Source organism: Maribacter sedimenticola (assembly GCF_900188415.1).
GTDB classification, from domain to species: Bacteria; Bacteroidota; Bacteroidia; order Flavobacteriales; family Flavobacteriaceae; genus Maribacter; species Maribacter sedimenticola.
The window spans coordinates 1,092,165-1,117,432 of sequence record NZ_FZNV01000001.1; the positions used below are offsets into that span (position 1 = coordinate 1,092,165).

The following is a 25,268-nucleotide window of genomic DNA, read 5'->3' on the forward strand; positions in this document are numbered from 1 at the left end:
ATTATGAGTTCAAAATACAAAGCGTTAAAAGAGGAATGTTTTGAAGCAAATATTGAGCTTAATGATTTAGGCTTGGTTATTTACACTTTTGGTAATGTTAGTGCTGTTGATAGAAATAATGGTGTTTTTGCAATTAAGCCGAGCGGAGTACCCTACGAAAAATTAAGACCGGAAGATATTGTAATCCTAGATTATGAGAATACTATTGTAGAGGGGAGTATGAGACCTTCATCGGATACCAAGACCCATGCTTATTTATATAAAAATTGGAACCATATTGGTGGTATAGCCCATACGCATGCCACATATTCGGTTGCTTGGGCACAGGCACAACAAGATATTCCCATATTTGGTACCACACATGCGGATCATTTAACCGTTGATATACCTTGTGCAAAACCTATGAACGACCAGCTTATAGCAGGCAATTATGAACATAATACAGGTATACAGATTATAGATTGTTTTAAGGAAAGAAATCTATCGCCCAACGAGGTAGAAATGATTCTTATTGGAAACCATGGTCCGTTTGCATGGGGAACATCCGCGGCCAAAGCGGTATATAATAGCAAGGTATTGGAAACTGTTGCGCAAATGGCCTACCTGACCCTTCAAATCAATCCTAACGCACCTCGCCTTAAAGAGGCATTGATCAAGAAACACTACGAACGTAAACATGGTAAAAATGCCTATTACGGTCAATAACTATAACACTTTATAAAAATTATTATGCTTAACAAGGAAATATGGTTTGTTACGGGCAGCCAAGATTTATATGGGGAAGATACGCTTAGACAAGTAGCTGAAGATTCCCAAAAAATTGTGGAAGGCTTTAATGCTTCGGGCAAAATACCGGTAAAAATTATTTATAAACCAACGGTAAAATCTCCAATGGAGATAACGGATATCTGTCTTAAGGCAAGTTCCACTAAAAATTGTATCGGTATCATTACTTGGATGCATACATTTTCCCCGGCGAAAATGTGGATCAAAGGTTTAAGCGTATTGAATAAACCCTTATGTCATTTGCATACACAGTTCAATGCTGAAGTACCATGGGAAACCATAGATATGGACTTTATGAACCTGAACCAATCCGCTCATGGTGACCGTGAGTTTGGCCATATGATGACCCGTATGCGCAAGAATAGAAAAATTATTGTTGGTCATTGGCAAGAAGATAGAATACAAAAGAAATTGGGCAATTGGGCACGTGTAGCCATGGGATGGGATGAGTTTCAAAACCTGAACGTTGCGCGTATTGGTGATAATATGAGAGAGGTTTCCGTGACCGATGGTGACAAGGTCGAAGCACAGTTACGTTTTGGTTTTTCTGTCAATGGCTATGATTCTTCTGATGTAGTTAAACATATGAATACACTTACCCAAGATGAGGTAGATGCTTTAGTGAAAGTATATGAAGAGAGTTATGAGTTAAGTGATAAATTAAAAGCGGGAGGAACTCAAAGACAATCATTAATCGATGCCGCCAAAATAGAATTGGGCCTTCGTAAATTTTTGGATGAAGGTGGCTTTAAAGCGTTTACAGATACCTTTGAAAATCTTGGGGAGCTAAAACAATTACCAGGTATTGCTACGCAACGTCTCATGGCAGATGGTTATGGTTTTGGTGGAGAAGGGGATTGGAAAACATCGGCATTGCTAAGGGCCTTGAAAGTAATGGCCAGCGGTTTGGTGGGCGGTACTTCTTTTATGGAAGACTATACGTATCATTTTACTCCACAAAAGGCATATGTCATGGGTTCCCATATGTTGGAAATTTGTCCTTCTATCGCAGATGCCAGACCCTCTTGCGAAATACATCCGTTGGGAATAGGAGGTAAGGAAGACCCCGTTCGTTTGGTGTTTAATTCCCCTGCCGGTCCGGCCATTAATGTTTCCTTGGTAGATTTAGGTAACAGGTTCCGTCTTGTGGTCAATGAAGTTGATGCTGTGGAACCCATGGGGAAATTGCCTAATTTGCCTGTGGCAAGGGTATTATGGGATGCAAATCCAAATCTGGAAATTGCAGCAACGGCATGGATACTTGCTGGTGGGGCCCATCATACAGTTTATAGCCAGGCTTTGACCACGGAATTTATGGAGGATTTTGCAGATATGGCAGGGATAGAATTAGTGGTGATAGATAAAAACACAACAATTAGGGAATTTAAAAATCAACTTAATGCCAATGAGGCATATTATCATTTATTTAAAAACAACCTATGACAAACCATATATTATGAGACCAATTATTAAAATAAGTTATTTATTTGTGCTGATTAGCATAATTGTGTGTAACGTTAACTGTAAAGAAAAAACAATGAAGACCGATCATAAAAATGACGATGAAACAACTTCGAATCCTATTACCATTTCTAAGGCAGATTACGGTGTTACAAAAATTGGTGATGAAGTAGAGGAATTTACGCTCTCCAATAAAGAGGGTATTGAGGTTGCTATCATTACCTATGGTGGCCGTATTACTTCCATAAAAGCTGCGGATAAGGAAGGCCGTAAGGAGAATGTGGTCTTGGGTTTCGACAATTTGGCGCAATATGAAGAGAACAACCCCTTTTTTGGTGCCTTGATCGGGCGTTATGGCAACCGTATTGCAAAAGGCAAGTTTAGTCTCAATGATACCGAATATACTTTGGCCAAAAATAATGGCGAGAATAATTTGCATGGAGGACTGGTAGGTTTTGACAAAGTGGTGTGGACAGTGGAAGGTACCCAGGTCAATGAGTCTTCAGCTTCCTTGAAACTTAGTTATTTGAGCAAGGATATGGAAGAAGGCTTTCCGGGGAATGTAAATACAACGGTTACCTATACGTTAAATGCTGACAATAGTTTGGATGTGTTGTATGAAGCCACCACGGACAAGACGACCATAGTAAACCTTACACAGCATTCTTATTTTAATCTTTCGGGCGATTTTTCACAGCTTATTCTTGATCATGAAGTAGAGATAGATGCCGATCAATTTGTACCTGTGGATGGGTCGCTGATCCCAACAGGGAAATTGGCATCTGTAGATGGAACGCCTTTTGATTTTAGAACGGCCAAATTGGTTAGTGAGGGTATCAATGCAGAAAACGAACAAATTGCCCTGGGTGGTGGTTATGACCATTGTTGGGCATTGAATAATGTGGATAAAGGGTATCGTTCCGTAGCAACTGCGCACCATCCGGAAACCGGGAGAACCATAGAAGTGTTAACCGACCAACCGGGAATGCAGTTTTACTCGGGTAACTTTCTGGACGGAACATTGCCAAGCCCAGATGGGGGTACCTATGCTAAAAGAAGCGGTTTCTGTTTAGAGACACAGCACTATCCGGATTCGCCCAATCAACCTAACTTTCCTGCCGTAACTTTAACACCGGACGATAAATATAAAACCAAGACCACATTTAAATTTTATACTAAATAACCATTACCATGCAACAATTAGACAATTTTGACTGGATCAGTATATCCCTATACTTTCTGTTACTCGTTGGGGTAGCGGTATGGGTCATCAGAAAAAAGGAAAACAATACCGAAGATTATTTTCTGGCCGGTAGAAATGTGGGCTGGTTTGTGGTCGGTGCCTCAATCTTTGCATCCAATATTGGATCTGAACATGTTGTAGGCCTGGCCGGTACCGGAGCAAGTAACAAGTTACCCTTATTGATTTATGAGATTCACGCGTGGGTAGTTTTAATGTTGGGCTGGATATTTCTCCCTTTCTATGCACGAAGCGGCGTATTTACCATGCCTGAATTTTTGGAAAAACGTTTTGACGCCCGATCAAGATGGGTTTTGTCCATATTTTCCATTGTTGCCTATGTGCTGACCAAAATATCCGTAACCATTTATGCTGGTGGGGTAGTAGTTTCCGCTTTGTTGGGAATAGATTTTTGGACCGGTGCTATTGCCACAGTGGTCCTTACCGGTGTCTACACCGTTTTAGGAGGTATGAGAGCCGTGGTCTATACAGAGACATTACAGGCCATTTTATTGGTCGTGGGTGCCGCAGTATTGACATTCATAGGCTTGGATAAAGTTGGTGGATGGGGTAGTATGGTAGACACCTTGGGGCCGGAATATTTTAATATGTGGAGACCTGCAACCGATCCAGATTTTCCTTGGCCATCATTGTTCATTACCAGTACAATTGTAGGTATTTGGTATTGGTGTACGGACCAATATATCGTGCAAAGGACATTAACGGCAAAAAACATTAAAGAAGGCCGTAGGGGAACCATTTTTGGCGCATTGTTAAAACTTTTGCCCGTGTTCCTGTTCTTGATTCCTGGAGTGATCGCCTTAACTTTAAAAATGCGTGGGGAATTGCATTGGGAAAGTGCAGATGAAGCCTTTCCTGTATTAATGAGTAATTTGTTGCCATCTGGATTACGTGGGCTGGTAGCAGCCGGACTTTTGGCAGCTTTAATGAGTTCCCTGGCTTCTGTTTTTAATTCATGTTCTACCTTGTTTACGGTAGACGTATACAAAAAGTTACGGCCCAATGCACCGGAAAAAAAGTTGGTAAGAACAGGCCAGATCGCAACGGTATTTGTAGTGATCATTGGAATTATCTGGATACCTATCATGGCCAATATATCTGGCGTACTTTATGAATATTTACAAAGTGTACAATCCTATATTGCGCCTCCTATTACTGCAGTATTTTTATTAGGGATATTCTATAAGAGAATCAATGCTACAGGTGCTTTTTCTACACTGGTAATGGGTATTGTGGTCGCCTTTTGTAGAATTGCGCTTGAGTTGGTCAAAGGCAATTTGGATCCAGATGGAATCTTGTTCTATCTAGGGGATATGAATTTCCTAAGCTTTGGGGCATGGTTCTTTTTGTTCTGTTTAATATTTATGGTTGTGGTTAGTCTTTTGACCGAAGTTCCTGATAAGGAACAAATTGTTAACCTCACATTTGGCACGATAACCGAGGAGGAAAAAAATAAGAACAAAAGCAGTTATAATTGGGTAGACATTACCGTTTCCATTATCATTGTCCTTATCGTAATAGGTATTATGATATTCTTTAACGGGAAATAACTTTTTTCCTATCAATTTCTAGATTGACAGTAACCCATAAAAGGTGGTTACTGTCATTTTTTTGTTAACCTACAACGTGTGCTACAAATTTTTGTATTTGGGACAAGTAATCAATTTAATAGGGTATACTTTTAATAGATAAAATGTAGACTCATGCAAAAACCAAATAAAAGATTAGAGGGGCAAACCTGTATCGTCACCGGATCTAGTGATGGTATTGGAGAAGCGGTAGCCAAGGCTATGGCCCAAGAAGGAGCAAATATCGTAATCAATTACCATAGCAGTAGGGAAGAAGCGGAAGAAGTCGCTCACTGGATTACCCAAAATAGCTTGTCCGGCAACGCTATAGTGATAAAATGCGATGTCAGTAAAGAAGAAGAGGTGCAATCAATGTTCAAGAAAACCATAGCCGAATATGGAACGGTTGATGTCTGTGTGGCAAATGCCGGTCTGCAGTTAGACCATCCGCTGCATGAAATGCCTTTAAAGGATTGGCAACGCGTTATTGACGTAAACCTAACGGGTCAGTTTCTCTGTGCCAAGGAAGCCATTATTGAATTTAAAAGAAGGGGAATGCGTCCGGAAATTTCGAAATCCCTAGGTAAAATTATTCATATGAGTTCGGTACATGAGGTTATACCTTGGGCCGGTCATGCTAACTATGCAGCTTCTAAGGGAGGTTTGGTCATGTTGATGCAAACTATCTGCCAGGAATACGGACCGGATAAAATCAGATGCAATTCTATAGCACCGGGAGCAATTAAAACGGATATCAATAAAGATGTTTGGAGTACCAAGGAAGGTAGGGAGGGCATGCTAAAATTAATACCCTACAAACAAATTGGTGTACCGGACGATATTGGAAGTGTTGCCAGCTGGTTGGCCTCTGATGAATCTGAATATATCAATGGGACTACCATTTTCGTAGATGGTGGTATGACCTGTTACCCAGGCTTTACCGCAAACGGATAATAAAAAAAGCCGCCCAATTGGGCGGCTTTACTTCAAATGATAAAAATCGAAATTACTTCATTATAGGAGTAAAATCAAACTTTTGTCCACCAACTGAAGCATCGGCCATTAAACCAGCTTTAGGTAGGGCAAAAACGGCAACACCATCTTTATACTTTGCATTTAAGGCTACTCCGGACTTTAGGGCAACGGCAGACGCTTCTGCAGAAAATTCAAAATCCCCTTCCTTAAATTCTGCCAAGTCCTCAGCAGTTTCAAAAAAGATGACTTCTGTAATAGCTTGTCCACCTGCTTGTAAGCCAACACTTAATTTTTTCAAATCTGCCATTCCTATAATGTCTCCATTCTCATAAACCACACCATTTCCAGAGGCTCCACCAATAATAAGGCCTCCTTTACCTACATTAGGAAAAATGACATACCCTGCGGAACTGGTAAAAAATTGATCTAGGCCTACTTCCATGGTCATTAGCTTGTCCTTGGCATCATTGGCGTCTGCGATGATTTTTTGGTCCTTATCATTTTGAGCATGTAAACCAATAGCCAAAAATAATAATAGACTACTTGTTATTGTTTTTAATGTTTTCATGTGTTCTATCTTTTATAATTATACATTCATTTTACAAATTCAAAAGTATAGCCTGTTTCACTCATTTATTGACGTTTTTCCAACGATATTTAATGGTATTCATTAGAAGTTTTTTTAACTGTTAAATCTCTTATAATATTAACATTTCACTTAACATTATTTTAAAACGTATGCTCAAATAATTAAAACTGGTAAGCCTCAATTTTCTTAAAAATTTGTTAATTAAAATTAAAATTTCTAAATTACTTACTCTAATAAGAAAGTATTATGTGCAATAAGGAGAGATGTATTGATTCCAAAATGATAGCCAATGGCATAGTATTAATGGCAATTATACTATCCGCATTATTTTATTATAATAATGCTGCGGAAATTGAACAAGAAGTTACTGAAGTAATTTTCTCTTCCTTAAATGACGGCAATAATAGCTTAGCCGAACAGGGATATAGGAAATAATAGAATAAATACTGACCATTTACCCTTAACTACCGATGATTTATTATCGGTAGTTTTTTTGTTCTCAGGTTTTTCTGCCGACAATAACATTGGCCACCAAGGCCGTAACGATCATAAGTATACCTACACAACTCCATAAGGTATAGACATCGCCAAACCAAGTTACACCGATCAAAATGGTAAAAATGACTTCAATATATTTTAATGGGGCTACCATATTGGTCTTTGCAATTTGGAAAGCTTTGGTCATGAATACTTGTCCAAAAAACCCAAATAGTCCTAAGCTCAACAAGCGTATCCAATTTAACCCTATTGGTAAAATCCAATCTTTTATAGAAAGTAATCCCCCTACTACGGTTGCAATGAACATGAAGTAGTTTACAATTACCAATGGATGGTCACTATTTCCAATTTTACGTATCAAAACATACACCAAACCACTAAATACCGAGGCCGATAAGACCAATACTAGGCCGGTAGAATTTAATTCCTTATCAAAACCTTTCAAAACCAAAACACCGCTAAAGGCAAGTAAAAACAAGAACCATTGCACATTTTTTAATTTCTCCCCTAAAAGAAAAACAGCGATTATAGCTGCATATATTGGGGCCATATACCGTAAAGAAACCGCAGTACCAGCAGGTAGATATTGTAATGACATGAAAAAGAGGCTCATAGCGGTAAGACCGGCTAAAGCTCTCATAACCATTAATTTTCGTTTATTTCCCAAGATGGGGATTCCCATTACCAAAATGTAGGAAGTGCCTAATACCAATGAGCCTACCGCTCTAAAAAAAACAATTTCAAAAGTTGGGAAATCACTAAGATACTTTACGAACGAATTCATTAAACTAAATGAAAAGGTACTAATGATCATGTAAAATATTGCTTTCCTCAAACCTTGTATTTAATACGATAGAATTTCTGCTTGAGGGCAAAACTATATTTAAAAGCTTACAAAACGGTTGTTTTTTTGTGTTGTTTGCAACTTACGGGAATTTATGTACGGGTAATCACGATATTAAACGTCATAGACCATATAGAATATTTAGCTATTCGCAATTTGGGAATTTGCCTTTGGTACCGTAAAATAGAAGCAGGTACTTTCGTTAAGTGTACTCTCTACCCAGATTTTGCCCTTATTGTTCTCAATCATTTCTTTACATAGCACTAGACCAAGTCCTGTGCCTTTTTCATTGTTGGTGCCATATGTGGTAAAGGTTTCATCCTTTTTGAATAATTTATTTAGGGCTTCTTTGGATAACCCTATACCGGTATCCTTAACATAAATTTCCCAGTGCTTTTCTTTTTCAGTTGCTCCAATAATTATATCACCGTTCTCCGGTGTAAATTTAAGGGCATTGCTGGTCAAGTTTCTAATAACGATACTAATTTGGTTTTTATCTGACCAAGTAAGGACACTGTCCTCTACCTTGGAATGTATGACAATGGACTTTTGAATTGCGGTTTTGGAAAGAAGAGATATATTTTCATCAACAATTTCTTTTATATTGGTTATCTCCATATTGGTGACCATACCATCCATTTGGGTCTGTCCCCATGAAAGTAAGTTGTTCAGCGTAAATGAAATACTGTCTATATCCTTACTCATTTGAGGTGTAAAACTCATAAAATCCTCCGTGCTGATTTCACCTGATCCTACGAGATTGAACATGGATTTGAATGAACTAATGGGGCCTCTAAGATCATGGGCTATAATGGAAAACAACCTACTTTTTGTATTGTTGGCATGGTTAAGATGTTTTTCCTTTTTCTTGAGCTCTATGTTTAACCGGTTTTGAACTTTATTATTTCTTTTTAGAATAAAAATTATGATCAGGGCTGCCATTACCGCCAATAGAGCACCATAAAAGTAATATTTTTGACGGGTTACTTTTTGTTCGTTTTCAGCAAGATAGCGTTCTTTTTCCTGGTCAAATTTAAGAGTGGACTTTAATATTCTTAATTCCTTTTCGTTTTTGTTTTCATTTATGGTATCCGATACTTTTTTAAGTTGCTCTAAATAGTGCAGGGCACCTGTTGTATTGTTGGTTGTTTTATTAATATCATAGAGTAATTGTAAATTTTGTTGTTGGTTATCAAGAATATTTAATTGCTCTGCAATTGCCAAGGAATTTTCTGCATATGTTTTCGCCAGCGAATAATTTTTGAGTCCTATATAAGCTTTTGAAATACCTGTGTATAAAGGAATCTTATATCTTGGCTGTTCAATGTCAACATGAATTTTTTCACTCTTCATAAACCATTGAAGAGCCTCATCATGTTTTTGTTGTTTTAAGTATATGTCCGCTTTTAATTCATAGGCAAAAGTGAGCCATTCCGTATAGTTTAATTTTTCAAGTATGGTAATGCTTTCATCTACACTTTTAGTAGCATTGTTTAAATCATTTATCTCTATATATGATGCAGTCAAATTTGCAAGGGTCATAGCAGTAATTTTGTCGTCATTACCCTGTTTATTGATTTCTGTGGCTTTTATTAAAAAGAAGATAGATTGTTCATAATCTTCCTGTACACTGTATAAATGTGATGTGTTTACATAAAATGTGGTGAGCCAGGTATTGTTTTTTGAGGTTTTTGCAAGTTCAATTCCTTCTAGGTATTCATTAAGGGCTTTGGCATATTCATCTTTGTATTCGTATTCTATGGCCAATAAGTTTTTTGACCTAAATGCCAGTTCTAAATCTTGGGATTGCTCTGCCATTTCCTTAGCGGTATGGAATTTGGCAATGGCATTATCCTGTTCGCCTATTTCAGAATAATAGCTACCTAGATTTATTAAACCTTGTATTTCCCCAGATTTATAGCCTATAGATTTACTTAACTTAATTGATGAATTGGATATAATTAAAAGGCTATCCAAATTATAATAACTTAATTTTCTACCATACGTATATAACAGATTAATATACGCGGTATCTTTTTGGTAATTCTTAATTTTTTGATATGCCTGTATTTGCTGATATAAACTATCCTTTTCTGAGGTTTGCGCCGGTAAGTTGCCGATAGGGATAATACAAAACAGCAACAATAGGACAAATAAAGGGGGGCGATACCAAATTATAGTATAGAACATCTTGTGATGATTCGGTTTTAAACTTGGTCCAAAGTAAAAAAATTGAAGGGATATGCTTAATTATTGTTGTTGAACAGCATATAATTGTAGGTAAAAACCTACAATTATGTATATGGAGTGTTTGTCAAATATGTCTTTGCTGGGTGATTTTTGGATTAAAACACGACAATACAATTAAGATATATTGTACGCAATTTCCTTTTATGGCTATTCCTTAAACGTTCAGCTTTTAAAAATATACTTTATTAAAGTTCAAAATATTCTTTTGCATTATTGTAGCAAATATCTTGAACCATGCTCCCTATCCATTCCATATCATTAGGGAGTTCCCCATTTTCTATTTCTGTGCCGAATAGATTACAAAGAATTCTTCTAAAGTATTCGTGACGGGGAAATGAAAGAAAGCTTCTGGAGTCCGTCAGCATACCAATGAAACAACTAATAAGCCCAATATTTGATAGGGCATTTATCTGCTTTGTCATGCCATCTTTTTGGTCCAAAAACCACCATCCGGAACCAAATTGTACCTTACCCCTTAAGGAGCCATCATTGAAATTACCGATCATACTGGCAAACACTTCATTATCCCTTGGGTTGAGGTTGTAGATAATAGTTTTGCATAATTGGTCCTGCCCATCCAATTGGTTTAAGTAGTTGGACAAATGTTCCGCCTGTAACCAATCACCTATGGAGTCCCACCCCGTATTTGGTCCCAATTGGTTGAGCATACGGGTATTATTATTACGTAATGCCCCTAAATGAAATTGTTGTACCCAGCCCAATTCATGATAGGTTTTGGAGAGGAACATAAGCACAGCGCTTTTAAAGATATGTATCTCATCTTCGGTAATAGATTTACCGTCCAGTTTCTTTTTTAAAACGGAATTGACCTGGTTTTCACTAAATTCCGATGCATACATATGAGACAGTCCATGATCGGCAATCCTACATCCATGTTCATGAAAATAGAGTATTCTTTTACGTAAGGCCTCCTTCAGGGTATCTAAGGAGTTAATAACTACACCTGAAACATCTGATAGTTTTACAATGTACTCAGTAAATGATGGAGCATCTATATGTATGGCATTATCTGGTCTAAAGGCTGTGCTGACCTTGGTTTTAAATGTACTTTTTGCAATGATCTTATGGTAGTCCAGACTATCCGTTGGATCTTCTGTTGTACACAAAAATTCCACATTCATGGTATTTAGAAGCCCTTGGGTGCTATAATTGGCTTCTTTTAATTGTTCATTGGCGCTTTTGTAAATACTATGTGCACTCTTTGAGGTAAGTAATTCATCTATTCCAAAGTATCGCTGTAGTTCCAAATGGGTCCAATGGTATAGTGGATTTCTCATGGTATAGGGTACCGTTTGTGCCCATTTCAAGAATTTTTCTTCGTCAGAAGCATTACCGGTAATATAATCTTCCTTAATACCCAACGTTCTCATTGCACGCCATTTATAATGGTCACCATCTATCCAAACATTGGTGAGGTTATCAAACTGATTATTATTGGCAATTAACTCTGGCGGTAAGTGGTTATGGTAATCTATAATGGGCATTTTACACGCATAATCGTGATATAATTCTTGAGAAAATTTATTTTCAAGTAAAAAATTACTGTTTAAGAAATTGCTCATGGTCTTTCAATTAATTAGTTTGGAATTATTATATAAATCCTGTTTTAAAGGATTGCTAATATTTTAGTTTGGCCGTTGCATGGGACTATCGTCCGCCTTTAAATCTCCGGTGACATATTGTAATCCATCCATTAAGAACTGTAACAGTTCCGGATGCTCCAAACTTTGTGCGTTGTGTGATGGTGAAGAATAAAAGACCCTTCCCTTTCCATATCGTTTAATCCAAGCCACATAGTTTATATTATTTGATGGCTCGTGTTTAACGTCTTCTATTGTATCCACCTCAAAATATAATAAAGGTCTGAAATTATAGTTGAAATAGGAATTTTTAAAAAAATAGGGTTCATCCACATGTATAAAACCATTTCCCGTAAAGGCTTTTACCAAAGGGTGCTTGCTGTCTACTTCCTTAATATGCATTTGTTGTTGTTTTGGATGATAATCAAAACTTCCGCCTGTCATGTCACTAAATTCCTTGGAATTGTTTTGTACCACTATTGCACCATGCAATATCATGAGACCGCCCCCTTTTTTTACATAGTCCATTAAATTCTGCTCATAGGTTTTGGCTTTGTATACTATATCCTCTTCAGGGAGAGAAGTGTAGTTTTTTAACAAGTCGTAGAACAAATCTCTTTTAGGACCGGTAGGATTGGAATTGTTGAGTACAACGGCATCATATTTCTTTAATTTTTTTTTATCAAAATTATCAATATCAAAACCTACATGTATTTCAAAAGCATCCGTTTTTTTGCCAAATAGTTTAAGCATCTCTATATTATGCGGAATGGTCCAATGATCAAATCCCGTGGCTTTGGAAAAGACCAGTACCTTCTTTTTATTGGTGGGTTTAACGGTAGGCGAGGGAATATGCTCTTCTAATTGTGCCAACCAATCATCGGTAATTTTTATAGGTTCTAGACTTTGTGCAAACACAAAGGAATGTCCTATTAACAAACAAAATAGGAGAGCAAGTATACGTGTTGTTTTCATTGGTTTTTATTAATTGGATGATGATTCTCTTGTTATAAGTTGATGACGTAATAGAATGGTATTGGTAGACTGTAAATTTATGGAACCTTTTAAGTGGGCAATAATACTTTCACCTGCCAAAACTCCCATTTTGTGTCCCGGATAATTAATTGTGGTGAGATTTGGACTTATTATTTCAGAAACTGGATCATTATTGAACCCTACTACTTTTATATCCTGTGGTACTCGTATCCCCGCTTTTTTTAATTCTTTTATGCAATTGGCGGCATAGTTGTCACTAGCTACAAAAATACCATCTATTTTTTTTGGAGAACCTGTAATGGTTTCAATTACAGATTGTATGTTTTTAGGGTCCAGGTCGGTTTCTATTAGAGTATAATCGTTTATTTCCAATTGATGTTCCAACAATGCATTTTTAAAACCTTTATACCGATCCTCATATAGTTTTCTTTTAAGATTCCCGCTTATATGCATCAAATTGGTACAACCTTGTTCAATAAGATGTTTTCCGGCTTCATAGCCTGCAGAAAGGTTGTCTATTAAAATTGTAGGACAATGGGGGAGGTCAATAACCCGATCAAAAAATAATAACGGAATTTTACGTGTTGTAAAATGCTCAAAATGTTTGTAATCCTTAGAATCATTGGCCAGAGATACCAATAGGGCATCTACACCGCTATCAAGTAAGGTCTTTGCATTAATCTTTTCTTTTTCTTCAGACTCCAAGGACTGGCTAATAATCAAATTATAACCTACCTCATTGGCAACCTGCTCTATACCGGCTAGCACGGTAGACATGAAATAGGAATTTAATCGTGGTACAATGACCCCAATGGTATTGGATTTTTGATTGCTAAGATTGGCAGCGAACTTATTGGTTCTATAACCCACTTCTTCCGCTTTTTCCAGTATGCGCTTTTTGGTAGCATCACTGATGGAATGATGGTTGTTTAAACTTCTACTTACTGTTGCGGGCGACACATTTAGCATTTGTGCCAAATCGTAAATAGTAATCTTTTTGGACATTTGGTGGTATTTAACGCAACAATATTACGCAACTTTTCTTAATTATTGCGTAAAATTTAAGATTTTAATAAAATTGAATGCTTAAAATTAGGGTATATCCGATATTAACACCTTAAAAATGTTAATAATTTATATTTTTTAACAAAATTTTTGTGCAATCGGTTGCATTATTAAAATCGATTATATAGATTTGTCTTTAAATGTGATACTTACACTTTAAAATGAGGAACTTAAAATCAACCTAATTACACATTCATGAAAAAAATTAACAAACTTAAAATTCGGGAAAGGGCGGGTGTAACAATGACCTTGTTGTTATTGTTTATCTCGTTTACGGCCTTTGCCCAAAACGGTACCGTAGTGACCGGTACTATTACGGACGCGAACAATGTTCCTATACCGTACGCTAATATCTTGGAAAAGGGAACCACTAATGGGGCGGTATCAGATTTTGATGGCGTTTACTCCATTGAAGTTAGTGATGTCGACACCTCGGAACTTGTCTTTTCGTTGATAGGTTTTAAATCGCAAACAAAACCTGTGGCCGGCAATGCTAGTATAGATGTTGTTCTTCAGGAAGATGTAGCTAATCTAGATGAGGTTGTGGTTATTGGTTATGGTAGCCAAAAAAGGTCAGATGTAACGGGTGCCGTAGCTAGTGCAAATATTGAGGCATTTGAGAATTCCCCTAATACCAATATTGCACAGAGTCTGCAAGGAACCGTTGCGGGACTAAATATTGGACAGGTCAATTCTGCCGGTTCAACACCGGAAATTTCCATTAGGGGGCAGGTATCCTTAAATGGTAGTCAAAGTGTTTTAATTGTCCTGGACGGTATACAATTCAATGGGTCCTTATCTTCGTTGAATCCCAACGATATAGAATCTATTGATGTTCTAAAGGACGTTAGTTCTACCGCTGTATATGGGGCACAGGCCGCAAATGGTGTTATTTTGATTACTACCAAAGGTGGTAGAAGAAATCAAAAAGCCAAAATATCGGTATCCTCTTCTTATGCAACTTTACAATCTACTACAGACCATAGGCCACTTCGTAGATCGGATTATATTGATCATATTAATATGCAACTTTATGATTTACGTTTTCTTGGTCCGGATTATACAACGCCAAATCCTGATTATGTAGGTTATTTTGAACCTGGTCAGGGAATCAACGCAAATTTTGAATTGGAGTCGGATACCAACCCTGGTGAATTTAGTGATAATGATTATGACTGGTGGGGCAATGGTACCCAAACCGGTTTTGTTCAAGAAAACGAGGTCAGTATTTCCGGAGCTTCGGAAACGACAAGTTATTTGGTTTCAATGGGTTTAACGGAACAAGAGGGTATTATCAATAATGATAACTTTTCGCGTAGGAGTTTACGTGTCAATTTAGATACCAATGTTTCCGAAGGATGGAAAATAGGAGTGCAGGCTTTTGGATCATTCGAGAAACTAGATGGTGATGAGCCCCATATTTCACAGCTTAGAAATTTTTCACCATTATTGGTACCTTTTGATGAAGATGGTAATTTAATACCTAATCCGGCAGGTACCATAGAACCTAATCCGTTTTTAGGTCAAAATACACAAGATTATGAGCGTAAGGATTATTTCTTTGCCAATGTGTATTCAGAGGTGGACCTACCTTTTATAGAAGGACTTTCTTACCGTATTAATTTTGGTAACAATTATAGAATTGAAAAGAGATATGGTTCCAGTATTTATGGGGCAGGACTTACGGGTGATGCCGGTAAGGATATTCGTTTTTATAGGGATTACACGTTGGACAACCTTCTTAATTACAACCGGTTGTTCGGTAAACATGATATTTCCGCAACATTATTATACGGTGCAATAGAACGTAAGGACGAGCGTACAAATGCGTATGCATCTGGTTTTGACAGGTTGTCGTTGGGGTATAATGATTTGTCGGTAGGAGCTATTCCTATCATTGGATCTAGTTCTTTCAAGGAGACCTTGAACTATCAAATGTTGAGGGCTAATTATAAATTTGATAACCGCTATATTATTACGGGTACTATTAGGCGAGATGGTTTCTCTGGCTTTGCGGCCAATGAAAAATCCGCTTACTTTCCATCTGGTGCGTTAGGGTGGGTCGCTTCAAATGAATCCTTTTTACAAAATTCGGATTGGGTGAACAACCTAAAGGTTCGTGCAAGTTATGGTATTGCCGGTAACCAAACTGGTCGCTATACTTCTTTGGCAAGATTAGGAACAAAGGCTGCCTATGTTTTTGGTGATGGAGGTTCTCCTGCCTTTGGTCAAGAGTTGACTACTCTGGCAAATCCTAATTTACGTTGGGAAAAAACGGCCGGTCTTAACGTGGGGGTAGATTTCTCACTATTTTCCAGCAGATTGAACGGAAGTATAGATACCTACAAAAATATTACGGATGATCTTTTGTTCTCCGTACGTATACCATACTTAACCGGTTTTAGTAATATACAGACCAACGTTGGTAAAATCCAAAATACTGGACTAGAGGTTTCATTGACGGGGGACATTGTTAGAAATGATAATTTTACATGGACCGCAGGCTTAAATTATTCAAGAAATAAAAATGAGATTTTGGAGCTCACCGGCGAAGATGCGGATGGTGATGGTGTAGAGGATGACTTAATTCAAAGTGGGTTGTTCATTGGGGAATCCATTAATGCAATCTACGACTATGAAACAGATGGTATCTATCAAATTGGTGATGATATTCCAGATGGTTATGGTATTGGAAATTATAGGATAGTGGATCAAAACAATGATGGCTTGATCACACAGGCAGATGATCGCAAAATCATTGGTACAAGGGATCCTTCTTATGCAATATCCCTTTTAAATACCTTTAAATATAAAAACCTTTCTTTCAGTTTCTTTTTGAATTCCATACAGGGTAATGATGGCAACTACATATCACGTAATGATAATGCTTTGTATAGAAATGCAAATACATTGTACCAGAATGTGGTATCCGGTATAGACTACTGGTCTCCTCAAAACCCAGATGGCTTAAATGCCATGGCACCTAATAGACCGGGTATTGCTGGAACAAGATATGAGGATAGAAGTTTTATACGATTACAGGATGTAAACCTAAGGTACAGCTTTGATAACAATGTGTTGGAAAGTTTAGGCCTAGATGCACTAAGTGTCTTTATCAGTGGTAAGAACTTGGCCACTTGGACAGATTGGAACGGTTTTGATCCGGAATATCAAGACTCGGATCGTAATATTTACGGTGTTGGTCTAACAACGGGTGGAAGACCGGTATTAAAAGGATATTCACTTGGTGTTAACTTATCATTTTAAAAAAAAATAAACATGAAAAAATCAATTATATTTTTAGCGCTTATTTCTTTTTTCTGGTCCTGCGACGAGGACTTTTTAGAAGAGAAACCAGAAGATTTTCTAAGTTCTGCAAATGCCTTTAGTACCTATGCAGATTTTACCGCTTCGGTAAATAATATGTACTTTTTGGTAAGAAGACAATTTTATAACAGGGACGAGAACAGACCTTTTGATTTTCTGTATGGTACAGATCTAGTATTTGACGGAGAACCGGGTGGTACCCAAAGACACGGTAATATGGTACAGGCTTATGATCCTGCGGGTGCCATAGCAACCACTCATTGGAATTTATTATATAAAAATATTTCCGAGGCCAATACCGTAATAGAGTTGGCGCCACAGTCAGAAATGACTGAGGAGGAAATTAAGGATATCATTTCCCAAGCAAGATTTTTTAGAGGTTTTGCCTATAATGTGTTAGTTACGTTATATGGAGGTGTACCTATTGTAACAGATGCTATAACTGAACCTAAAATAGATTTTGTTCGTAATACCAGGGAAGAGGTCTTAAACCAAGTAATAGATGACTTAACGTTTGCAGCCGCTAACTTGCCAAGTATAGGTGAGGCGCAAGATGGCCGTGTCAATAATTTGGTAGCCCTACACTATTTAGGTGAAGCGCAATTGGCATTAGGGAATACTACAGAAGCTATTACTGCGCTATCTACGGTAATCAACAGTGGTGATACAGGGTTAATGACAGAGCGATTTGGAACACGATCTAACGAGGAGCCAGGTGATGTATTTTGGGATTTGTTCAGAAGGGGCAACCAAAATAGGTCTAGTGGAAATACCGAGGCGCTATGGGTAATTCAATTTGAGACCGATGTGCAGGGTGGTGGACTTCAATCCGGTAGCCGTGGTGGCTCGTATCCTTTTGAAAGACATTTTGGTCCATTATTAAGGTTTGCTCCTTTTAATTCTTGGCCCGTAGGTGATTATACCGGTGGTCGTGGAATTGGTTGGGGAATTACAACGGAATATTACACCAACACTGTTTGGGGCGGGGATGATAGCGATCCAGATTTTGTAAACGATATAAGAAACGCCAATCATAATTTCGTAAGGGTGTTTAATAAGGACAATTCATCTGCATTGGCAATATTGGCCGAAGAAATTGGCAGGGATACGGTATGGTCTACGGAAACACAGCCACGTATCAGGGAATTCTATGCATTCCCAACTAAAGTGACTACACCTTATAATCACCCAGATGGCTTATTGAGAAATAGTGACGTGCCGTATGCGTTGACATCTTCTGCAGGAGGTACGTACACCGATCAGTATATGTTAAGATTGGCAGAAACGTATCTTCTTAGGGCAGAGGCTTATTTGGCCAATAGTCAGCCACAATTGGCGGCAGATGATATTAATGTGGTACGTAATAGGGCAAATGCTTCTTTAGTTGAAGCTGGTGATGTAACCTTGGATTATATTCTAGATGAGCGTGTTCGTGAGTTAGGTTTGGAAGAAAAACGAAGACTGACCCTTATGAGAACCAATACAATCTATGAGCGTGTTATGGATTATAATCCGTTTTATGTTGAAAACGGTATGCAGCCTCATTTTAATCTTTGGCCAATACCGGCGGATGAGATAGAAGGAAACCGTGGTGCTGAACTGGTTCAAAACCCAGGGTACAACTAGGATAGTTTAAGATGTAGCTTATTCCTGTAATTAGTGAGGACAGGAATAGGTTATGTTGCTATATATTAATGAATTACAAAGAGTATATGTAGTTTGTTGTATCTTTTTATAATACTTTTAAGTGAATAATGTTGAGTTAGTTTTTTTAATAACCGTTACCCAAACTTGTAAATAATGAAGAATATATTTTTAATTGTATTTGTTGTATTTCTGATTTCTTGTCAGGAAAATAAAAAAGATTATAATTTTTATTTGCAAGAGGGTAGCGGCTTATTGATCAACACACCGGTATCCTTGGAGCTGGAAGAGCTTAAAGATGAAAACGTTAGCCTATTGAATGGGGATGATATCATTCCCTTTGATTTGGATACTGTTGCAAATAAGATTTGGTTCATACATCAAAAAAACCGTACAGATGAGTATCAAATACTGGTAAATAACAAACCTGTACATACCGCTCAAAAATTTTCAGCGGTAAAAAATGAGGGCGATTTAATGTTGCAAAATAGCAGTAATGCACTGGTAGGTTACCGTTACGGTATGCACTACCCACCAAAGGGAGTGGATACCATTTTTAAAAAATCAGGATTTATTCATCCTATCATTACACCAAAGGGAGATACATTGACCAGGATAAACCCTCCAGATCACTGGCATCATTATGGGGTTTGGGGACCATGGACACATACCCGCATAGATACCATGCGAGTAGATTTTTGGAACCTAGGGGATGGCCAAGGTACGGTACTGTTCAAAGAGTTTAATGAAATTTCCAATGGTGCAGTTTCAACTGGTTTTAATGCGGTACAGGAACATATAGATTACAAAACACAAACAGAACCACAGGTTGCATTAAATGAAAATCTTCAAATAAGATTATGGGACCTTGGTAGGGAGGATCGTTATATGTTGGACTATACCTCTTCATTTACCACCCCCTTGGCAGAAGGAATTCTTTTTGAAGCGTATAGATATGGAGGTGGACTAGGTATGCGTTTTACGGAAAGGTGGCATAAGGACAATTGTAAAGTGTTGACTTCAGAAGGTGAAGACCGTCTAACTGCCGATGGTACTAATGCCAAATGGGCCATAGTTACCGGGGAATCCAGTGATGGTAAGGGTACCAATGGTATATTGTTTTTAAGTAACCCAAATAATAGAATGCATCCAGAACCTATGCGTGTATGGCCCATTGATGGTAATGGAGGTAGGGGAGATATGTTTTTTGAATTCTGTCCGATCCGTCACGTAGAATGGCAAATTGAACCTAACAAGGAATATGAATTAAAATACAGAATGATTGTGTTCGATGGTGAACTCTACAAAGAGGAAGCAGAGGCCTATTGGCAATCATTTGCAAATCCATTAGAACTAAAACCAATCGCAAACTAAAAAGATACACACAGATGCAAAGAAGAAATTTTATAAAAAAATCATCATTGGGAACTGCGGCTGCAGTAGCATTTCCTAACATAGTACCATCTTCGGTTTTTGGTAAAAATGCTCCAAGTAACAAAATAAATATTGGCCAAATAGGATGCGGGAGAATTGCACGTGACCATGATATTCATGATACCATAAGGTTTGACAATGCACGTTATGTGGCCGTTTGCGATCTGGATAGTAAACGTATGAACGACGCCAAGGTCTTGGTAGATGGTTACTATAAGCAAAAGACCGGTAAGGACAAGTATATGGATACCAAGATGTACGGGGATTACCGTGAAATGTTATTGAATAAGGATATTGATGCCGTAGTCATCAGTACCCCCGATCATTGGCATTCGCAACCCGCTATGGAAGCCGCTATTGCCGGTAAGGATATCTATCTTCAGAAACCAACTTCTTTAACAGTAAAAGAAGGACAACAGTTACGTAAAGCAGTGCAGGATAACAATGTAATCTTACAGGTGGGTACCCAACAACGTGCCATGCCACAATTTAGGGTAGCGGCAGAATTGGTAAGAAATGGTAGGATCGGAAAAATACATACCGTAAAAATTGGTTTACCCGGTGATCCCGCTGGTCCGGAAGCACCAGAAATGCCCGTGCCCAGTAATTTAAATTATGATATGTGGTTGGGGTCTACTCCAGAAGTTCCCTATACCGAGATTGGGGTGCATCCGCAAGATGGCTATAGTAGACCGGGATGGTTAAGGCACCGTAATTACGGAGCAGGTATGATAACCGGTTGGGGTCAACATCATTACGATTCTGCCGCATGGGGTATGAATACTGAATTGTCAGGACCTATATCCGTAGAGGCTTTGGCAGAGTTTCCAAAGTCCGGCCTATGGAACGTACATGGAGATTTCTTTGTAAAACATGAATATGATAATGGTATTACCGTATATACCAGTGGCGGTTATACTAACGGAATTCAGTATATTGGAGATGACGGATGGATTTTTGTATCCAGAGGAAATTATACGGCTTCTGCCACCGATCCGGTAGACAAAGAGAAAAGTGCCAAGGCCCTGAATGCATCGGACCCTAAAATATTGGATTCCGTAATTGGGGAAAATGAAATTCATTTAGAAAAAATAGATGACCAACATGGTAATTGGTTAGAATGTATCAAAACACGTAAAGCACCCATATCTCCTATAGATAAAGGACATAAAGCTTGTACGGTTTGTCTTATTAGCGATATTGCCATGCAGTTTTCGCGTAAGTTGAATTGGGACCCGGAAAATGAGTGGTTCATTAATGACCCTGAGGCTAACGCCATGTTAGAAAGGGTACAGCGCAAACCCTACGGGACCAATTATGTAAAAGCTTAAAAAAAGTGAAAGCTCCTTCGTTTATAAATGATGAAGGTGTTATTTTTAATGCATAGTGTATTAGAAATGAATCTTCTAGAAAATAATAAGGATATGACCACCGGTAGTGGTCATATTTTTTAGTAAAATGTAACTAATGAAAACAACGTTAAAATTTAAAATGATCGTGGCGCCTGCACTTTTTCTTTGCCTTTCATGTGCACGGGAAAAAAAACAAGTGGAAACTACCAATGGGAAAGAACAGTTGGTTAAGTTGATGACATTAGACCCAGGACATTTTCATGCGGCACTTGTTCAAAAGACCATGTATCCCCAAGTAGATTCTACCATTCATGTATTTGCACCCAAAGGACCAGAGGTAGATGATTTTTTAAATAAGATAGCGCAATATAATACAAGGGCAGATGACCCAACGGCTTGGAAGGTCAATACGTATTTGCAAGATGATTATTTGCATAAAATGGTTACGGATAAGCCTGGCAACGTTATGGTGGTTGCGGGTAAAAATTCAAAAAAAATAGATTATATCCTTGCAGCGGTTAAAGCGGGCTTAAACGTATATGCAGATAAGCCATTGGTCATTAATCCTGATGGTTTTGCTAAGCTTAAAGAAGCGTTTAGGATTGCGGAGGAAAAAGGTGTTTTGATCTATGATATCATGACGGAACGTTTTGAGTCTACGACTATGATGCAAAAGAAAATATCTATGCTGCCGCATATATTTGGTGAACTGGTCAATGGTAGTGCAGAAGAACCGGCCATAAGCAAAGAGAGTGTTCATCACTTTTATAAATTTGTATCAGGTAAACCGTTAGTGAGACCGGCATGGTTTTTTGATGTTAATGAAGAGGGCGAGGGTATTGTGGACGTTACCACACATTTGGTAGATTTGGTGCAATGGGAAGCTTTTCCGGATCAGATTATAGATTCATCTCAAATAGAAATGGTCCATGCACGTAGATGGCCTACAGTTCTTTCATTACAGGAATTTCAAGATGTTACGGGTATGGATACCTATCCGGAATATCTTGAAAAAGATATAGCAAAAGATGGCTTAAATGTTTTTAGCAACGGTGAAATGACCTACAAGATTAATGGCAAGTACGCAAAGGTTTCCGTAATTTGGAATTATAAGGCTCCAGAAGGTACCGGAGATACGCATTACAGTATTATGCGGGGCACAAAATCAAACCTGATTATCAAACAAGGAAAGGAAGAAGGTTTCAAGCCCGTGCTTTATGTGGAATCTAAATTGGGAGATAATTTTGAGAAATCCCTTAACTTGGCAATTGAAAATGAGATAGGAGAACAATTTCCGGGTACTACTTTGGAAAAAATAGAGGAAGGTAAATGGAAAATTGGTATTCCCGATCAATTTAAGATTGGTCATGAAGCCCATTTTGCGCAAGTAACATCAAATTATTTAAAGTATTTGGAACTTGGTGAGCTGCCCAAGTGGGAGGTTCCCAATATGTTGACCAAATATTATACCACCATAGCCGCATATAAGAAAGCAAAAGAAAATTAAATGAACGATTTACTGTCTTTAAAAAACAAAAATTACGCCTTATCCGGAGGTACGGGTACCTTAGGGGGCTCTATTGCAGAATATTTAATCAGAAATGGTGCCCATGTATTGTTACTTGGTAGGTCCCTTGAAAAATTGCAGGCCAAACAATCCGAACTAAATGATATTGTTGCCAAAAGCACATCTATTTTTAAGGTTGATGTCATGGATGAAAAAGAGCTTTTACAATTAAAGGACGGCATTAAAAAGGAGTTTAAACATTTGGACGGACTTGTAAATTTAGCAGGGGGCAATATTCCCGGGGCTACATTAAAACCGGAACAGACCATTAGGGATATTACCATGGGCGATACCCGTAAGGTGGTAGACATTAACCTTTTTGGTACCGTAATCCCAACCGTAATATTAAGTGAATTAATGGTGGAACAAGGTTATGGTTCTATCGTAAATATATCTTCAATGGCAGCTAAACAAAGCATTTCCAGAGTTTTAGGTTATTCTATGGCTAAAGGAGCTATAGATATCTTTACCAAATGGATGGCTAACGAGCTGGCTTCAAAACATGGGGATAAGTTAAGGGTAAATGCCATAGCTCCCGGTTTCTTTATAGGCAACCAAAATAGAAGGTTGTTGACCAATGAGGACGGGTCTTATACGGAACGTGGCAACAGTATTATTAAAAATACACCTATGGGTCGTTTTGGTGATGCTTCCGAACTCAACGGTATGGTGCATTATCTACTGAGTGATGCCTCTAGTTTTGTTACTGGTAGCATATTCGATGTAGATGGTGGATTTAGTTCTTTCTCTGGTGTGTAATCCATTACATTTAATAACTAGTTTACTATATTTAAATCTTGTTAAAGCATTTTAATTATACACAATTGTGTTGCTCATATAAATTATGGAATACTTAAAAAAAACATTTCGTTGGTTTGGACCTGAATTTGGTGTAGAACTGGCAGATATACGTCAATTAGGTGTAGAAGGTATTGTGGCGGCATGCCAAAATGTACCTGTTGGGGAGGTGTGGTCCGTGGAGACCATTGCCGCACTTAAAAATGAAATTGAAGCCCATAATATGGAATGGACTGTAGTTGAGAGTGTCAATATCCACACTGCTATTAAATACGGTTTGCCAGAAAGAGATCGGTATATCGCCAATTATATTCAAACATTGAAAAACCTGGCCGAAAATGGTATTTATGATGTGTGCTATAACTTTATGCAGTTAATAGATTGGACACGCACAGACCTGGACTATATTTTGCCTACAGGAGCATCTGCATTACGGTACAGTCCAATTTCGGCAGCAGCGTTCGACCTATTTATCCTTAAGCGTGAAAATGCGAAGGAATCCTACCCTGAGAAAGCTTATCAAGAGGCAAAATCATATTTTGAGGGACTTTCCGCTGATGGTAAAAAGAAACTGGAAGAATCTATATTGGCGGGAATGCCAGGTTCTAGAAAACTGATCGCGTTAGATGAATTCAAGGCCAACCATGCCACAGTCTTGAAAATTAGTAAGACCCAACTTCAGGAGAATCTATCTTATTTTTTAAATGCCATCATTCCAGAAGCGGAAAAAATTGGTGTTCGTATGGCGGTACATCCAGATGACCCTCCGTTTTCCGTTTTTGGTGTGCCAAGGATTGTATCCAATTACGACGAAATTAAATTTTTGTTGGAATGTTGTCCTTCGCCAAGTAACGGATTAACTTTTTGTTCTGGTTCCTTAGGAGCATCTGCAGATAATGATCTGGTAAAAATCGTAGAGGATTTTGGAGACAAGATTCATTTTATACATTTAAGAAATGTGGCCAGGTCAGAAGATGGCAGTTTTTATGAAGCTGAACATTTGGGGGGATCCGTACCAATAGATAAGGTAATGAAAGCCATAGTTGAACAACAGCGAAAAAGGGAGAATAGTGGTAATGGTGTGGTAAGGATACCTATGAGACCAGATCATGGCCATGTATTGCTAGATGATAAGAAAAGACAAAACGAATTTTATTCCGGGTATTCCTTAATAGGAAGGGCAATGGGCTTGGCACAATTATCGGGATTGGAAAAGGGTGTAAGGTTAGGCCTTAACATTTAAAAATAGTGC

At 38.0% G+C, this 25,268-nt stretch carries 19 protein-coding genes; 13 read left to right on the plus strand and 6 right to left on the minus strand.

Annotation, left to right across the window (positions count from 1 at the left end; translation table 11 throughout):
• Positions 1–3 precede the first annotated feature (3 nt).
• The 5 genes from CHB68_RS04515 (at position 4) to CHB68_RS04535 (ending at position 6,030) form a co-directional block, all read left to right on the plus strand.
• The gene (locus CHB68_RS04515; RefSeq protein WP_089259631.1) at positions 4–705 is read left to right on the plus strand and encodes an L-ribulose-5-phosphate 4-epimerase; all 702 of its coding nucleotides are present in this window, start codon (positions 4–6) and stop codon (positions 703–705) included.
• Positions 706–729: 24 nt separating this feature from the next.
• Positions 730–2,229, plus strand: coding sequence for an L-arabinose isomerase (gene araA, locus CHB68_RS04520; RefSeq protein ID WP_089259632.1), 1,500 nt, complete (start codon positions 730–732; stop codon positions 2,227–2,229).
• Positions 2,230–2,323: 94 nt separating this feature from the next.
• On the plus strand, positions 2,324–3,430 hold the full coding sequence (locus CHB68_RS04525) for an aldose epimerase family protein (protein WP_245838793.1): 1,107 nt from the start codon (positions 2,324–2,326) through the stop codon (positions 3,428–3,430).
• Between the two features lie 8 nt (positions 3,431–3,438).
• Positions 3,439–5,058, plus strand: coding sequence for a sodium:solute symporter (locus tag CHB68_RS04530; RefSeq protein WP_089259633.1), 1,620 nt, complete (start codon positions 3,439–3,441; stop codon positions 5,056–5,058).
• 153 nt (positions 5,059–5,211) lie between these two features.
• Complete coding sequence (locus CHB68_RS04535; RefSeq protein WP_089259634.1) at positions 5,212–6,030, plus strand: SDR family oxidoreductase; 819 nt, start codon at positions 5,212–5,214, stop codon at positions 6,028–6,030.
• A 52-nt stretch (positions 6,031–6,082) separates the two neighbouring features.
• Here CHB68_RS04535 and CHB68_RS04540 read toward each other — a convergent pair whose 3' ends face one another.
• Positions 6,083–6,619, minus strand: coding sequence for a lipid-binding SYLF domain-containing protein (locus CHB68_RS04540; RefSeq protein WP_089259635.1), 537 nt, complete (start codon positions 6,617–6,619; stop codon positions 6,083–6,085).
• 267 nt (positions 6,620–6,886) lie between these two features.
• Between CHB68_RS04540 and CHB68_RS04545 the strand changes: the two genes are divergently transcribed.
• On the plus strand, positions 6,887–7,075 hold the full coding sequence (locus CHB68_RS04545; RefSeq protein ID WP_089259636.1) for a hypothetical protein: 189 nt from the start codon (positions 6,887–6,889) through the stop codon (positions 7,073–7,075).
• A 64-nt stretch (positions 7,076–7,139) separates the two neighbouring features.
• On the opposite strand, the gene CHB68_RS04550 is transcribed toward CHB68_RS04545, so the two are convergent.
• From CHB68_RS04550 to CHB68_RS04570, 5 genes are all read right to left on the minus strand, one after another.
• Positions 7,140–7,973 carry a DMT family transporter gene (locus CHB68_RS04550; RefSeq protein ID WP_262494221.1) on the minus strand — a complete coding sequence of 278 codons (834 nt, stop codon included), beginning with the start codon at positions 7,971–7,973 and terminating at the stop codon, positions 7,140–7,142.
• Positions 7,974–8,123: 150 nt separating this feature from the next.
• A complete protein-coding gene (locus tag CHB68_RS04555) occupies positions 8,124–10,172 on the minus strand; it encodes a tetratricopeptide repeat-containing sensor histidine kinase (RefSeq protein ID WP_089259638.1) in 2,049 nt (682 codons plus the stop codon).
• Between the two features lie 245 nt (positions 10,173–10,417).
• Entirely contained in the window at positions 10,418–11,815 is a 1,398-nt protein-coding gene (uxaC, locus tag CHB68_RS04560; RefSeq protein ID WP_089259639.1) for a glucuronate isomerase, read from the minus strand.
• Positions 11,816–11,878: 63 nt separating this feature from the next.
• Entirely contained in the window at positions 11,879–12,808 is a 930-nt protein-coding gene (locus tag CHB68_RS04565; RefSeq protein WP_089259640.1) for a ThuA domain-containing protein, read from the minus strand.
• A gap of 9 nt (positions 12,809–12,817) precedes the next feature.
• A complete protein-coding gene (locus tag CHB68_RS04570; RefSeq protein WP_089259641.1) occupies positions 12,818–13,834 on the minus strand; it encodes a LacI family DNA-binding transcriptional regulator in 1,017 nt (338 codons plus the stop codon).
• Positions 13,835–14,089: 255 nt separating this feature from the next.
• Between CHB68_RS04570 and CHB68_RS04575 the strand changes: the two genes are divergently transcribed.
• The 7 genes from CHB68_RS04575 (at position 14,090) to uxuA (ending at position 25,259) form a co-directional block, all read left to right on the plus strand.
• Positions 14,090–17,161 (plus strand): SusC/RagA family TonB-linked outer membrane protein, encoded by a 3,072-nt coding sequence (locus CHB68_RS04575; protein ID WP_245838795.1) that lies wholly within the window; start codon positions 14,090–14,092, stop codon positions 17,159–17,161.
• Between the two features lie 12 nt (positions 17,162–17,173).
• Positions 17,174–18,847 carry a RagB/SusD family nutrient uptake outer membrane protein gene (locus tag CHB68_RS04580; protein ID WP_089259642.1) on the plus strand — a complete coding sequence of 558 codons (1,674 nt, stop codon included), beginning with the start codon at positions 17,174–17,176 and terminating at the stop codon, positions 18,845–18,847.
• Positions 18,848–19,021: 174 nt separating this feature from the next.
• Positions 19,022–20,239, plus strand: a complete 1,218-nt coding sequence (locus tag CHB68_RS04585) for a DUF6807 domain-containing protein (RefSeq protein WP_089259643.1) — start codon at positions 19,022–19,024, stop codon at positions 20,237–20,239.
• A 14-nt stretch (positions 20,240–20,253) separates the two neighbouring features.
• Positions 20,254–21,630 (plus strand): Gfo/Idh/MocA family protein, encoded by a 1,377-nt coding sequence (locus tag CHB68_RS04590; RefSeq protein WP_089259644.1) that lies wholly within the window; start codon positions 20,254–20,256, stop codon positions 21,628–21,630.
• Between the two features lie 136 nt (positions 21,631–21,766).
• Entirely contained in the window at positions 21,767–23,158 is a 1,392-nt protein-coding gene (locus CHB68_RS04595; protein WP_089259645.1) for a putative oxidoreductase C-terminal domain-containing protein, read from the plus strand.
• On the plus strand, positions 23,159–23,977 hold the full coding sequence (locus tag CHB68_RS04600; RefSeq protein WP_089259646.1) for an SDR family oxidoreductase: 819 nt from the start codon (positions 23,159–23,161) through the stop codon (positions 23,975–23,977).
• Positions 23,978–24,062: 85 nt separating this feature from the next.
• Positions 24,063–25,259 (plus strand): mannonate dehydratase, encoded by a 1,197-nt coding sequence (gene uxuA / locus CHB68_RS04605; protein WP_089259647.1) that lies wholly within the window; start codon positions 24,063–24,065, stop codon positions 25,257–25,259.
• Positions 25,260–25,268: the final 9 nt, after the last annotated feature.